Source organism: Nostoc commune NIES-4072, assembly GCF_003113895.1.
Lineage (GTDB): Bacteria > Cyanobacteriota > Cyanobacteriia > Cyanobacteriales > Nostocaceae > Nostoc > Nostoc commune.
In genome coordinates this window covers 1,877,380-1,891,426 of record NZ_BDUD01000001.1, presented here as the reverse complement: position 1 = coordinate 1,891,426, position 14,047 = coordinate 1,877,380, and the positions used below count along the sequence as shown (strand labels likewise).

The 14,047-nt window shown below is 39.4% G+C and carries 13 protein-coding genes and 1 pseudogene; 4 read left to right on the top strand and 10 right to left on the bottom strand.

Annotation, left to right across the window (positions count from 1 at the left end; translation table 11 throughout):
* Nucleotides 1–13: 13 nt before the first annotated feature.
* Nucleotides 14–325 carry a P-II family nitrogen regulator gene (locus CDC33_RS08565; RefSeq protein WP_109008126.1) on the bottom strand — a complete coding sequence of 104 codons (312 nt, stop codon included), beginning with the start codon at nucleotides 323–325 and terminating at the stop codon, nucleotides 14–16.
* Nucleotides 326–329: 4 nt separating this feature from the next.
* Nucleotides 330–1,298 (bottom strand): sodium-dependent bicarbonate transport family permease, encoded by a 969-nt coding sequence (locus CDC33_RS08560; protein ID WP_109008125.1) that lies wholly within the window; start codon nucleotides 1,296–1,298, stop codon nucleotides 330–332.
* A gap of 460 nt (nucleotides 1,299–1,758) precedes the next feature.
* On the opposite strand from CDC33_RS08560, the gene CDC33_RS08555 reads away from it, so the two are divergent.
* Both CDC33_RS08555 and pcrA read left to right on the top strand, forming a co-directional pair.
* Nucleotides 1,759–2,460 carry a glutathione S-transferase family protein gene (locus tag CDC33_RS08555; protein ID WP_109008124.1) on the top strand — a complete coding sequence of 234 codons (702 nt, stop codon included), beginning with the start codon at nucleotides 1,759–1,761 and terminating at the stop codon, nucleotides 2,458–2,460.
* A 115-nt stretch (nucleotides 2,461–2,575) separates the two neighbouring features.
* A complete protein-coding gene (pcrA, locus tag CDC33_RS08550) occupies nucleotides 2,576–4,900 on the top strand; it encodes a DNA helicase PcrA (protein WP_109008123.1) in 2,325 nt (774 codons plus the stop codon).
* Nucleotides 4,901–5,581: 681 nt separating this feature from the next.
* Here pcrA and CDC33_RS08545 read toward each other — a convergent pair.
* From CDC33_RS08545 to CDC33_RS08520, 7 genes and pseudogenes are all read right to left on the bottom strand, one after another.
* A complete protein-coding gene (locus tag CDC33_RS08545; protein WP_109008122.1) occupies nucleotides 5,582–5,875 on the bottom strand; it encodes an antibiotic biosynthesis monooxygenase family protein in 294 nt (97 codons plus the stop codon).
* Nucleotides 5,876–5,942: 67 nt separating this feature from the next.
* On the bottom strand, nucleotides 5,943–6,245 hold the full coding sequence (locus CDC33_RS08540; protein ID WP_109008121.1) for a type II toxin-antitoxin system RelE/ParE family toxin: 303 nt from the start codon (nucleotides 6,243–6,245) through the stop codon (nucleotides 5,943–5,945).
* Nucleotides 6,245–6,511, bottom strand: coding sequence for a type II toxin-antitoxin system ParD family antitoxin (locus CDC33_RS08535; protein WP_109008120.1), 267 nt, complete (start codon nucleotides 6,509–6,511; stop codon nucleotides 6,245–6,247). The genes CDC33_RS08540 and CDC33_RS08535 overlap by 1 nt, the downstream gene beginning before the upstream one ends.
* Nucleotides 6,512–6,545: 34 nt before the next feature.
* Complete coding sequence (locus CDC33_RS08530) at nucleotides 6,546–7,895, bottom strand: MATE family efflux transporter (RefSeq protein WP_109008119.1); 1,350 nt, start codon at nucleotides 7,893–7,895, stop codon at nucleotides 6,546–6,548.
* Between the two features lie 178 nt (nucleotides 7,896–8,073).
* Nucleotides 8,074–8,610 (bottom strand): annotated as a pseudogene (locus CDC33_RS08525) (retron system putative HNH endonuclease); the annotation flags it as partial.
* A 15-nt stretch (nucleotides 8,611–8,625) separates the two neighbouring features.
* Nucleotides 8,626–8,796, bottom strand: coding sequence for an AAA family ATPase (locus CDC33_RS38475; protein ID WP_280524400.1), 171 nt, complete (start codon nucleotides 8,794–8,796; stop codon nucleotides 8,626–8,628).
* Nucleotides 8,797–8,801: 5 nt separating this feature from the next.
* The gene (locus CDC33_RS08520) at nucleotides 8,802–9,719 is read right to left on the bottom strand and encodes a metallophosphoesterase family protein (protein WP_109008118.1); all 918 of its coding nucleotides are present in this window, start codon (nucleotides 9,717–9,719) and stop codon (nucleotides 8,802–8,804) included.
* Nucleotides 9,720–9,855: 136 nt separating this feature from the next.
* Between CDC33_RS08520 and CDC33_RS08515 the strand changes: the two genes are divergently transcribed.
* Together CDC33_RS08515 and CDC33_RS08510 are read left to right on the top strand one after the other, a co-directional pair.
* A complete protein-coding gene (locus CDC33_RS08515) occupies nucleotides 9,856–10,749 on the top strand; it encodes a hypothetical protein (RefSeq protein ID WP_109008117.1) in 894 nt (297 codons plus the stop codon).
* A 44-nt stretch (nucleotides 10,750–10,793) separates the two neighbouring features.
* A complete protein-coding gene (locus CDC33_RS08510) occupies nucleotides 10,794–11,624 on the top strand; it encodes an ATP-grasp domain-containing protein (RefSeq protein ID WP_109008116.1) in 831 nt (276 codons plus the stop codon).
* 377 nt (nucleotides 11,625–12,001) lie between these two features.
* Here the strand turns inward: CDC33_RS08510 and CDC33_RS08505 are convergent, their stop codons facing one another.
* Nucleotides 12,002–14,026 carry a GAF domain-containing sensor histidine kinase gene (locus tag CDC33_RS08505; RefSeq protein WP_109008115.1) on the bottom strand — a complete coding sequence of 675 codons (2,025 nt, stop codon included), beginning with the start codon at nucleotides 14,024–14,026 and terminating at the stop codon, nucleotides 12,002–12,004.
* Between the last annotated feature and the right edge of the window lie 21 nt (nucleotides 14,027–14,047).

The window sequence follows — 14,047 nt, the reverse complement described above, 5'->3', positions numbered from 1 at the left end:
ATTTATAACTTTTTTACATCGACGCTACACATCTGACAGAGCGAATTTCCATCACATCGGAAACGTAGCAAGTACCTCCGAACTTATTAAGAAGTGGTTTGATATTTTCTACAACCCGATTGAGTTGTTCTGGCATACAAAACGCGAGGATGTAAACATTATCAAACATGGTCATGTCTAAATCTTCAGTCGTTCCTTGTAATCCTTTACCAGTAACATTTCGGATTACGGCATAGTTATGTATACCCGACTTGTCTAAACTATCTAAAATTTTGGCAAGTTCAAAAGAGTTGGCGATAATTTCTATCTTTTTAACTACGTGCATATTATTACCTCCAGAATAGGTTAATTACGTAGAGATATAACGGAATTCCCACAATAATATTGAACGGGAATGTTACTGCTAAAGCGGTTGAAACATACAGGCTGGGATTTGCTTCGGGAACAGTCATCCGCATAGCCGCAGGGACAGCGATGTAAGAAGCACTGGCACACAATACAGCGAACAACAGCGAATCTCCGCGAGGCATACCGATCAATTTGGCGATCACTAACCCGATGCCTGCATTGAGTATAGGAATTAGTATGGCAAATAAAATTAGGAAAACTCCGGTTTTTTGCAAGTCTTTAATTCTTTTAGCAGCCACCAATCCCATGTCAAGTAAAAAGAAGGTGAGAACGCCATAAAATAACCCTTGAGTAAAAGGTTCTAAGACATGCCAACCGTGTTCTCCTGTCAAGACACCTATTAATAGACTACCTACTAATAGAAAAACTGAACTGTTAAGAAATGCTTCTTGCAAAACTTCCGGCCACGATAACTCTCGCTTTCCATCGACGGTGAATATATTTACTAAAATTAGACCAACTATAATTGCTGGAGATTCCATCAGGGCAAGGGCTGCCACCATGTAACCATCAAAAGCAATACCAAGCTCAGTTAAAAAAGCGCTAGCTGTGATGAAGGTGACGGCACTGATAGAACCGTAGGTTGCTGCGATCGCAGCCGCATCGTAAGTATCCAATTTCCACTTCAAGATAAAAAAGGTGTAAATTGGAACAACACAAGCCATCATCATTGCTGCTGCGAGTGTTAGAACGACTTCCTGAGTTACACCGCTTTTGATTAGTTCTACCCCTCCCTTAAAACCAATGGCAAACAGCAAGTACAAGGAAAAGAGTTTGGGCATTGGTGCGGGAATTTCTAAATCAGACTTGACAAAAACAGCAGTCATGCCTAAAAAGAAAAACAGGATTGGCGGATTTAAAATATTGGATACAATTAAGCTGATATCCATATCCACTCCTCCTTGTATTGGTTAAACCTGAAATTAAAGAAATTTTTCATCTTTAAAAACTTAACGGTTGAATCGTGATGTATTGTGTATTGCTACCCAATGTCAATTGGATACTCAAGGAGTGAATAGTCCTATTGGTGACAATACTTATTGGTTAGGTATTAAACAGGGTCAATCGCAGAAAAAGTTAAAGCTTGCCCAGCATTTTTTGATGTTAGATTCCCCGTCGCTGATCTTACGACGAAACGTGTAAGAAGAACTGACGATCAACCTATGTAGCGTAGAAAAAATTAACGTATTGTAGGGGCAATTTATGAATTGCCTTGACACAAATTATATAGGTTTGAAAATTTTTGGCGTAAATCCTGTAAAGATAATGCTCGCTCAAATTGCGCTCGATTAGCAGTAATCTAGGCTTAATCGTCAAGACAGCATAAAATTTTCAGGAATACAATCAATCATGCAATCAACAAAGATTAGGCTGTACGATTTGGCAGGGGCTGAAAACAATCGCCGTTTTAGTCCTAACTGTTGGCGCGTGCGGCTGGCTCTACTCCATAAGGGATTGCCTTTTGAAACTGTACCTTGGCGTTTTACTGAAAAGGAAACTATAGCCTTCTCAGGACAAGGTAAAGTGCCAGTAATAGTTGATCGTGAGCAAGTTGTTTACGATTCCTGGGCGATCGCTCAGTATTTGGAGGAGAATTACCCTAAGTACCCATCACTATTTGGTGGAGAAGTTGGAAAGTCGTTATCTCGATTTACTACTGATTGGGTGGAAGCAGTACTCAATCCTGAAATCTTGCGACTGATTATTACAGATATTTATTCGCACCTACACGAAAAGGACAAAGACTACTTCCGCCAAACACGCGAAAAGGCTTTTGGTGCAACATTAGAGGTCATTTCTGCCGATCGGGAACAACGAGTTGTCACCTTTCGTAATAGCCTAACCCCAATGCGTCGAACTCTCCAGCACCAAAGCTTCTTAGCCGGACAAACACCAGCTTGGGCAGACTATGTGGTGTTTGGCTCTTTTCAATGGGCACGTAGCGTTAGCCCATTTCCCTTACTTGTAGGAGATGATCCCATTTTTAGCTGGCGCGAACGAATGCTTGATACTTTTGATGGCGATGCTCGTAAGGTCTTAGCTTATGAGTAACATTCTGGTTAAGAATATTGCCAATCTTTGTTGACCAAGTTTCGTTAAGATGTTGTAACCTGGGCAATAGCAACTCTCTATTGATGTGACGCCAGGCAATCGCTTTTTCACATCCATGACAACAACCATCGACTTTCTCAGTCACCTTAACCCTAGCCAACGTCAAGCTGTCGAACATTACTGCGGCCCGTTGCTAGTTGTTGCTGGCGCAGGTTCCGGTAAAACACGAGCGCTGACTTATCGTATTGCGAATCTAATTCTGAAACACCGTGTTGATCCAGAAAATATCCTGGCGGTTACTTTTACCAACAAAGCCGCACGGGAAATGAAAGACCGGATTCAACGGCTGTTTGCTGAACAACTGGCGATGAAACAACACGGTCAGAAGTTGGATTTGTTGACAGAATATCAACAAACGCAATTGCGATCGCAAGTTTACAAAGATACGATCAAAGACTTATGGTGTGGCACTTTCCACAGTCTATTTTCTCGGCTTCTCCGGTTTGATATTGAAAAATATGTAGACGAAAAAGGACGGCGTTGGAATCGCAATTTTTCTATCTTTGATGAATCAGATGTGATGAGTCTGATTAAAGAAATCGTCAATAAACAGTTAAATTTAGACGATAAAAAATTTGATGCTCGCTCTGTCCGTTACGCTATTAGTAATGCTAAAAACCAAGGTTTATCGCCCCAAGAATTTGAGCAAGATCAACCCAATTATCGCGGACGAGTAATTGCCCAAGTCTACAGTTTATATCAAGATAAGTTAGCAGAAAATAACGCTCTCGACTTTGACGATCTAATTCTCGTACCAACTAGATTATTTCAGCAAAATGAGCAAGTATTGGGTTACTGGCATCGCAAGTTTCGCCATATCCTTGTAGATGAATATCAGGATACTAACCGCACTCAGTATCAACTAATTCATTTATTGGTGACTAATGGCGAAACCAGAAAGAGCGAATGGGAATGGGAAAATCGCTCAGTTTTCGTTGTCGGCGATGCCGATCAATCAATTTACAGCTTTCGGATGGCAGATTTCACTATCTTGCTGGGATTTCAGGAAGACTTTGGTGATGGTTTGGTAGATGATGACACCCGGACGATGGTTAAGCTGGAAGAAAACTATCGTTCTTGTGAAAACATTCTGCAAGCGGCTAATGAACTGATTGAAAATAACACCCAACGGATTGATAAAGTCCTCAAACCGACGCGGGGGCCGGGTGAGCAGATTACTTGTCACAAAGCCGATGAAGAACTGGCAGAAGCGGCATTTGTGATTAATCAAATTAGCACTTTAGAACAGCAAAATCCAGAGTTAAGCTGGGGTAGTTTTGCCATACTTTATCGGACGAATGCCCAATCTCGACCCTTTGAAGAATTGTTGGTAAAATATCAAATTCCTTACACAGTTGTGGGAGGAATGAGATTTTACGATCGCAAAGAAATTAAAGATGTGATTGCGTATTTAAGAGCGATCGCTAACCCATCTGATACAGTCAGTTTATTACGAGTTATTAATACTCCCCGGCGAGGAATTGGCAAAACCACTATTGATGCTTTGGTAAATGCCTCTCAGCAACTAGGAACAACCCTGTGGGAAATACTCAGTGATGAAACATCAGTTAATACATTAGCTGGACGCGCTACAAAAGCTGTAAATAGCTTTGCCGAGATGATTAGCCGTTGGCAAGGACAAATCGGCACGCTTCCCGTGACTGAAGTTTTGCAAGGAATACTAGAAGATTCTGGTTACGTTCAAGACTTGATGAGTCAAGGCACAGATGAAGCCACAGATCGGGTACAAAACGTCCAGGAACTTTACAATGCTGCACTGCAATTTCAAGAAGAAAACGAAGAGGTTTCCCTGCGAGACTTTCTGAATAGTGCTGCCCTTAGTTCCGATTTGGATAATTTAAAAGAAGGGCAAACAGCCGTTTCATTGATGACTTTGCACGCTTCCAAAGGTTTGGAATTTCCCGTAGTATTTTTAGTGGGATTAGAACAAGGGCTATTTCCTGGCTACCGATCGCTGGGCGATCCTGCATCTTTGGAAGAAGAACGCCGCTTGTGTTATGTGGGAATTACTCGCGCCCAAGAAAGGTTGTATATATCACATGCGCGGGAACGTCGTTTATATGGTTCTCGTGAACCCGCGATGCGATCGCAATTTCTCGACGAATTACCAGAAGAATTATTAACTACTCCACGCCTGAGTCGTCAAACTTATACTAAAAGTGCCTCTACTCCTAATGGAAAGCAAGACACGAAGCAGAATTGGCAAGTAGGCGATCGAGTATTACATAAAACTTTTGGAATTGGTGAAATCACTCATGTCTTTGGAACGGGTAGTAAGATGTCTGTGGCAATTAAATTTGATAGCTTGGGACAAAAAATTGTTGACCCAAGAGTAGCACAGTTGCAACGAGTAGAGTAAGAGGTATATAAACGACCAGATAGACTATATTTTGATGGTGCGTTGCTACAGAACAAGCTGTGTCAACTACAGAAGAAGCATTTATAGCTCAATACGGTTCAGTTAAGGCTAAAACTTTGTTATCCAAGTCAATTTTTTAACGAACCGCCAAGGCGCAGAGGACGCAGAGAGAAGAAAGAGAGGGAAAAATTGCTTAACTGAACTGTATTGATTTATAGCTCCAGAACATCCTGTAGTAACTAAAACTTGTTCATTTGTAACTCCGGAACATCCTGTAGTAACTAAAACTTGTTCATTAATAAGTTAGGAAGAAGTTTTATTAACTAAAACTCGTATTTTACTTATCATTTTTGGAAGTTTTATAATTAATAATTAAATTTATTAAATCCAACTTTAGTTTTACTTATCTAAAAAGGAGTATTTGTAACTAAAACATCAGCATCTATAAGTTGAGCTTAAGTTGTATTAACTCCAGCTTCTTCTGAACTTATCAAAGGATGAGTTTTTGTAACTGATTCTCTTAAAACTGGTAGACGGCTACAGCACAGAAAGCTTTGCGATGTTGCGGTGTTTGCAAAGTATGTTGCTGGGTTAGCGTAGCTTAACTAGGATTGCTATATTTTCAGGTAAATAGACCATGCTGTAGGGGTTTAGCAATTCTAAACTCTTACTACTTGTTTTTTATATTTCAATTTCTTCAAAGTGTTCAACCGTAGGAAATGGCTCATAAAAATGATGTAGAAGTTTTTTCCACTCTTGATACTCAGCAGAATTTCTAAATCCAACAGTATGAGATTCTAAGGTTTGCCATTTGACAAGTAATAAATATTTACCTTGAACTTCTATACATTTATGCAATTCATGGGATAAATATCCATCCATTGAAGAAATAAATTTAGAAGCTTTTTTGAAAGTAGCTTCAAAATCTGATTCTAGACCAGATTTAACATGAAGCATAACTGCCTCAAGAATCATAAATTTTTGCGGTGATAATTAAGCTAATGTTAACGTTTAGAGTTGGATTTTCAGACAACTCTAAAATCTACTCATCGTCCACATCTGCAAATATAGAGCTTAAATCCCGATAACCGCTAACTACCCGCACAATCACAATACTATCTTCAAAAACTCGATAAAAAATAATGTAGCTATCTAAGCGTATTCCTCTAAGCCTGGGGTCAAACTTGGGGTAACTTCGTCCTATATTCGGGAATTGAGCTATGTTTTGGCATTTCTTATTAAATTCTCGAATAAATCTTGACCCAGCGTTGATATTGCGAACTAAAAAATAATCCAAAATCTCATCTAAATCTTGACTTGCTTCCTTGGCAATAGAGTATTCCATTATCCTTGAGTCTCACGCGCTTGACGTAATTTCTCCTCTAGTCGCGCCATCACCACTTCACCATCTACTACATCTCCACGTTCGATAGAAGCAAGCCCAGCAGCTAGTTTTTTCTGGGTTGATTCTTCCCATTCCTGATAACCATTCTCCCATTCTTCCAGCAGTTTCAGTGCTTTAACAATCACATCTTCAGCATTTTCATACCTACCTGTAGCAATTCGGGTTTGTATAAATTGCTCGTATTCCCCTTGAAGTTGGATGTTCATAATTTTTACCCCTAGTTAATTAAAACTTTGTTTATCAGTGGTTAGTTGTTTTGTTGCTAAACCGCCAAGTCATGATTATTGCAGCGATCGCTAAACCAATAGCTAGTCCCCACCAAAGACCAATCGCTCCATACCCCGACGAGATTCCGAAAGTATAACCAGTGAATAAACCAACACACCAATAAGCAAAAATACCAATCAACATCGGAATTCGAGTGTCTTTTAATCCGCGTAATGCTCCGCCCGCAGTAACTTGCACACCGTCAACTATTTGAAAAATCGCTGCCACTCCCAGCAATTTTACTGCGAGGACAACCACATCTGCATTGTTGGGATCGGTAATGTCAATATAAAGAGAAATAATCGACTTTGGCACTAACCAAAATGTAATACCTACCATACCCATAGATAGAGCTGCAATGGCAATGCCTACATATCCAGCCAGACGAGTAGCAAGCAGGTCATTCTGCCCAACTAACTGCCCAACACGTACTGTTGTCGCTAGAGAAATGCCTAGTGCAAGCTGGAATGATATGGAAATTGTTTGTAAAGCAATTTGATGAGCAGCAAGAGCGTTTGTTCCTAATTTTCCTATTATGAAGGTAACAACAGTGAACAGTCCCGCTTCGACCGCAATCAGCCCGCCAATGGGCAATCCAATTTGAAAAATTTCGCCAATGATCCGGCGATGTTCTAAGGGAAAAGCTTTTTTAGATAAAGGTCGAAAAATATTATAAACTGCAAAACGAGGCTGATTACATATATAAACTATCAAAGCAACAAACATACTCCAAAGTGAGAGTGTGCTTGCCCAACCGATACCAGCTAAACCCAGCGCCGGAAATCCCAGTTTGCCAAACATCAGCACATAGTTAGCTGTGATGTTGAGTAGAGTACCCAAAACCACAGTCACCATCACTAATTGCGGTTGGAATAGAGCAGAAAGAAAGCTTTTAAGTACTGCAAAGCCTAAAGCAGGAATAAAACCCAGTGCGATCGCTCTTAAATAAATCTCTGCTAGTGCTACTACCTTAGCATCCTGCCCTAGTAGAAGTAGTAAAGCACCTCCATTGTAAAGCAGCAATGTAATAGGTATTCCTAGTACCAAAGATATCCCTAGTCCCAGCCGGACAATTGTGCCAAGTTTTTCTCTATCTCCGGCTCCGTAGGCTTGGGCGGCTAACGGACTGATAGCAGAAACGATACCAGCAACAATTAACAGACAAAAACTAAAGATAGTAACTCCCAATGCTCCAGATGCAATAGTCTGGCTTCCTAACCAGCCCATCATTACCGTATCCACAAAACCAGTTGCAGATTGAGCCAGTTGTGCTGCTGCTAAAGGTACGGCTAACACGAGACATTTTTTAACTTCAGAAAACATACGCTTATAACCCGATGTGAAGAACAAAGGGTTTTTCCAAAATCTAAACCCATCTTCAGAAGATGCTGCTCCTGTGAACTTCAATATATCTTAATGGAGCAAGAGGATTCACGTTACAGTCTTACGGAGGAAAGACTAATGAAAGATGCAATGTCTACAACAGGCTACTCCATTAAAACTAATTTTTTAGTAAATAAATAATGGCAGCACAAAACTCTTCATAATATCCTTTAGAATCAGTTTCACTGAAACCTAGAATTAAGTCTTGTCTCTCTCCCTCTGTGATTGTGTTGATGATTTCCAAGATTGGCTCAACAGCTTTTGCACGTAAATCTTTCAGCTTATCAATATTAAGTCCAAGTTTATCAATTGTTGTTTCAGCAGCTAATTGCTTTTTTGAATTATCTGTCGCCAAAATCTGCCCATCATCAGTGTAGTTAAAGAACGCCTCACAATTCGCATTTATGGGTGAAACCATCAAATCCTCGTCGTACCAATGATCTTTCTTGCTCCCACAGTGCAGAGGTTCTTTACGCTCTCTTTCTCTTTGGCATGAAGCCAGCATATTTGTGTATTCTAGCGTTAGCTCAGTATAAGGATATCTAGGTTTTAGATGTTCAATATGGCTAATATCCTTGGTAATACGTCTTCCACAATAGCAACAGATAAAACCTTGCTCTTGCAACAAGGAATCATGTACATCGGTTTTTTGTGGTTTGCTGAAGTTGTCTCAACTTGGTTGCCAATCTTCATTTGTTAGAAGAATAGCAAGACAGTCAAGAATACTCGATTTTCCTACACCGTTGATACCAATAAGTACCGTTGGGACTGTTTGATCGAAATCAAGCATCAAATCGCCGATTCCACGGAATGATTGCATTTTTAAACACTTGATTTTCATAATAATTACGCTGATTTTAATTGAATAATACCTTTATCAAAAACGCGATTATTAGTAGCGATCGCACTTACTTCTATTCTATCTTTATACACCTCATAAGAGGCAAAACTTAAATCACTTGTAGAATACTTTGTCCACTCAGAACGCCCTACAGGGCGATTTCCAGCACCTGCACCACAAATTAAATAAGTTGTCCCATCAATAGCACGAGTCCGTTCATAATTATGTTCGTGACCATTGATGTAAAGTTGAACGCCGTGTTTTTGAAATAGAGGAGTGAAAGTTTTTATAAAATTTGGATTACTCCCATACTGACCCGATGAATAAATTGGATGATGACCAAATACAACTTTCCAAGGAGCTTTACTAAGACTTAATTCTTTTTCTAACCAAGTTAACTGGTTTTTCCAATCAGCATTACCGTTAGTATCTAAAGCAAAAAATTGTACTTGATTACGTTTAAATGTATAATAACGTCCCTTCATATTAAAGCCAGCATACTTGACTTGTGGATCGCCATTTTCAGTACGAATATCATGATTACCTAAACAAGCCTGAAATTTCACACCAAGTTTTAGTAAAGCTTGATAAGGACGCTCAAAAACTGCACTAATTTTCTCGATTTCGCCGTTGTTGTAAATGTTGTCTCCAGCTAAAACAACTAAATCATAAGGATTTTGTTTATGATATGCGTTCATCGCTCCAGCCACAGCATACTGTCCTTTAGCGCCAGTCCCTGTATCAGCTACAGACACAAAACGTAATAACAAGTCTTTTTTGGCTGGGTTGGCGGCTATAGCTGTTGTTGAATCGGTGATATCAGCAGTTTGATGATTTTTATCAGCTAACATCCAGCCTAAAAATCCCGTACCAATGGCACTGAAGCTACTTAAAAATAAAAATTGACGGCGTTTGAGGTTCATAACTCACCAAATTTAATAAATAGTCAGTTTAGCTGAAGCAATGTGCAATTGAAATGATACATTAAGGCAAAAGAAGGCAGCACCAGTAATAATGTACGTTGTTTGTCTTTGATTCGCTGCTTTTGGTGAAAGTTCCATGTCACAAGACAATCAGTCAAAACCGACGGATAACCAAGTAACTCAACCTCCCCAAAAACCTTACCAGAGAGTTCAGCCATTTTGGAAGGCTAAAATTATCCAACTTCTCCAAGGGACGATTGGGGTTTTAGAAGTAACGGTGGAGAAACTGGAGGCAGTACCGCCACCTGGTACTGAGGAAAAACCTGGCTTTTTCCAGCAGTTTCAGTTGTGGTGGGGTGGATTGCTAAGGACAATCCGCTTGTTTTTACCATCAAATTTGTCAACAAAGTTATCAGATACAGCAATGACTGGAATTGTTACTGGAATTGCTGTAATTATTGTTTGGACAACTACGAGTGTCTTTACTAGTAAACCTACTGAAATCGCAACAGTTCCACCCGTTGAAGAAGTTCCTGCACCAACACCGACACCAACCATAACTACTCCACCGGAGTCAGTTACACCAGAACCACAGCCGTCACTGCCACCAAAAGAAATTACGCCGCCGCCAGAAGTACAAACTCCGCCACCACCAACGCCGGAAGTGAAAGCGGAACCCGAACCAATTCCCACGCCAACGCCAACGCCAGCGATAGAATTAACGCCAGAACAAGCTTTGATTGCGGCTATTGAAAATCAGGTAGCCGAAATTAGCGATCGCATTGCCTCTGGTCTGATAAAGTCAATTCAAGCCAATTTCCGTACTAGCAATCTTACGGTCAAAATTAGTGACGATTGGTACACTCTCAAAGAATCTCAGCAGGACAAACTAGCTGCGGAGATATTACAACGCTCTCAAGAACTGGATTTTACCCATTTAGAAATTGTTGATTCCCAAAATAGGTTGATAGCGCGTAACCCAGTTGTTGGTACTGAGGTAGTAATTTTTAAACGGCAAACAACAAGTTAAAATAATTCCTAAATCCTAATTTGGACATTTAAATTTAAGTATTTATGTTAGATAATGTTTCCCTATTGCTCCAAGCTTGTGAAAACTTAAACATCAGCTATGAAATTTTTCAACCTGCTGAAAATTTAATAAAAATTAAACTCAATAATAAACAGCATTATTTTTGTAACTATAGCACTCCGTTAATTAATCAAGCAGTAGCAAAAATTATAAAAGACAAGGAATACACATACCATATTTTAAAGCAAAAGGTCAAACTTCCTCGGACAGTAGGTTTTCTTTCGCCTTTTTGTGACATTCAATATAAAATTTATTTAAAATTTCCCAGTATTCAAGATATCGTATTAGAGATTAAAGAAAAATTTGAAACACCAGTAATTGTCAAAAGAAATTCTGGTTCTGGTGGACATAACGTTTTTTTATGCCAGAATATAGATGAAATTGAAACTGCTGTAAAAGAGATTTTTAATATTAATAACAAGTATGATTACGTTGCGATCGCTCAAGAATTTATTCATATAAAATCTGAATATAGAGCGGTTTTCTTAAATAAAGAATTAGTTTTGCTCTATGAAAAAGATACAAGTAATGCAGAGTTTGCGGGGAACCTCAGCCCTCTGCACTGGAATGGTGCAAAAGCAAAGTATATCAACGAACCACAAATATTGTCAGAGATTGCTAATTTTGCTAAACCAGTTTTTGAAGAATTAGACCTTGATTATGGTGGTTTAGATATTGTATTAGATCGAGATAACCAATATTGGTTAATTGAAGTCAATTCTCACCCAAATTATACTATTTTCACTAGAGACAATGGAAAGGAGCCTGTGTTGAAAGTTTTTGAAAAAATGCTTATTAGCCTAGCCTCAAAATAAAAAATTTAGTAGTTTGGTTAGCTGATATAGCAATCCTAAATGATTTATGAGAATATACGTAGATAAGCAATGTAATTTATAAGACATTTAGATAAAAAATACTTAAACTTTTTATGTTTAAGTACCCCTGTATGGAAAGCTATTTTCAACAATCAAATAACAGCTTATTTGCTGCAACTGTTTTCAAAAACCTGCTTAAGATAGAATATTTATTCATACTTAAGTTAGTTGCAAAAATTTTATGTATAGTCTATACGTGTTTTCAAACTCGTTGTATCCTAAAAAATAGGCGAACGCAGGCATAGTGTGTTAATGAATCGAGGCGAGTTAAGTAACCAACAGTGGGCTAAAATCTAAAATCTAAAATCGCATGACTCCTAACTCACCACTCTCATTGCCTGAGCTGGTATCCATACAGTAAAAATTGAGCCGATACTTACAGTGGATTCTACTTCAATTCGTCCCCGATGGAGTTCCACAAGTTGTTTAGTTAAAGCTAGTCCCAGTCCAGTACCTTCGTAGCGGCGGCGATAGGGTGTATCGAGTTGCTGAAATTTATCAAAAATTAATGGTAATTGTTCATCAGGAATACCAATCCCGGTGTCTTCTACTTGAAAAATAGCTGTATCATCTTCCACCCAAAGACGTAAGGTAACGCTACCACTTTCGGGGGTAAATTTAATCGCATTAGTTAACAGATTCCAGAGAATTTGTTCTACTCGTTCTCCATCGGCGGTAAAGCGATCGCGTTTAGGATCGATTTGCAAATCAAGGTTGAGATTAATTTGTTCACTGATTGCTTTTTTTCGCAGTGACTCAACAGCAGTTTCCGCAATATTCACCAAAGAAAATTCCGAAATATTTAAAGCTGTCTTACCAGCCTCGATTTGGGATAAATCGAGGATGTCATTAATCATTTCTAATAAATGTTCTCCACTGTCGTGGATTGTTTGCAGATAACCCCGTTGTCGCTGACTCAATTCACCCAAAGGCCAACGTAACAATGTAGATGACATCCCAATCACATAAGTTAAAGGCGTGAGCAATTCGTGACTGATAGTGGCGAGAAACTCACTTCTGAGACGGTTAGCAGCTTCGGCGGCGAGGAGAGCATCACGTAATCCTATTGTGCGTTCAATAACTCGTTGTTCGAGAGTTTGTTTTTCTTGGGTAAGCGTTTGCATTAAATCAGCTTGGTGAATTGCGATCGCTAACTGTTCTGCGATCGAACTCAGCAAGTTTTTTTCACTCTCAGTCCACTGATGTGGATTATCGCACTGATGAGCAATCAGCAATCCCCACAATTTATCTTCAAATATAATCGGTGCTGCCAACTTAGCCCTAACTTGGGTTTCCCTCAAAAAATTTAACAAACACTCTTCTAGAGCATAAGTTTTTTCGACATCATCCACAGCTAAGGTAAAGCCTTGGCGATATTTTTCCCAACATTGAGAGGTTCGGATAAAGCAATTTTTTTCCGTGTAATTCAACACCGATGTAATAGCATCTGTAGCACGGGCTTCATAGACAATATAACCTCGATAGTTTTGCCAGTCTTCTAGTAATGGTTGATTATTAGCTGACACAGAAAGCGAGGGTTTATCCTTGTTTTTTGGTATAGAAAAATAGATTTCCGAAGCTCCAATCGACTGTTCCGTATCTGTTAGCAGTGCGGTTCCACTGAGGGGAATAGTGTCAGACTGGTATCGTTGAGCCTTGACTTTGGAACCTTCAAATTTATAGATTACTAATCTGTCTAATTCCAGAAACTCACGCACTTGTGTAATTGCTGTTGCCATAATCACTGGCAAATCTAGGCTTTTGCGGATTTGCGTTGTTACCTGATTTAACAACCGCTCCTGGGCAATCTGTTTTTTTAAAGCATCTTCCACTGGCTGACAGATATAAATTGTCGGCGCAGTTGAGCTTGGAGGTGCTATTATTTCTTGGTTTGGCTGAATTAGGAGATATTCTAATAACAACAGTGAGAATTGACTTTGGAGCGTAGCATCATTGGGCTGAATAATTTGGCGATAACCTTCGAGATTTTGGTAAGTGGAGGAATCATACTCAAACAAGTTTCTTAATTCGTAGACAAATGTTGCGATCGCCTCTAAATTAAATGTCAACTGAGCATTAAGCGCCGAGTCAATTCCCTGCTCCCCCTCATCCCCCTGCGCTAAGTTTCCTACCAAGAGCGCACTAAACTGCTCAGAAACCACTAGTGTAAACCTTTGCCTTTGCCACTTCGCAGGTACATCAATTCGTACTAACACAGCTTCTGTCAGTAGCAGAGCGGCACTTCCCACCGTTTGAGCCATCTGTTCTAACAATTCCCCAAGCTGATTAAATACAACAATAGGCAAGGTTCGAGAAAAGCTCAAATCAGGAGAACTAAGCATTTTAAATCATTACTGGTAAGA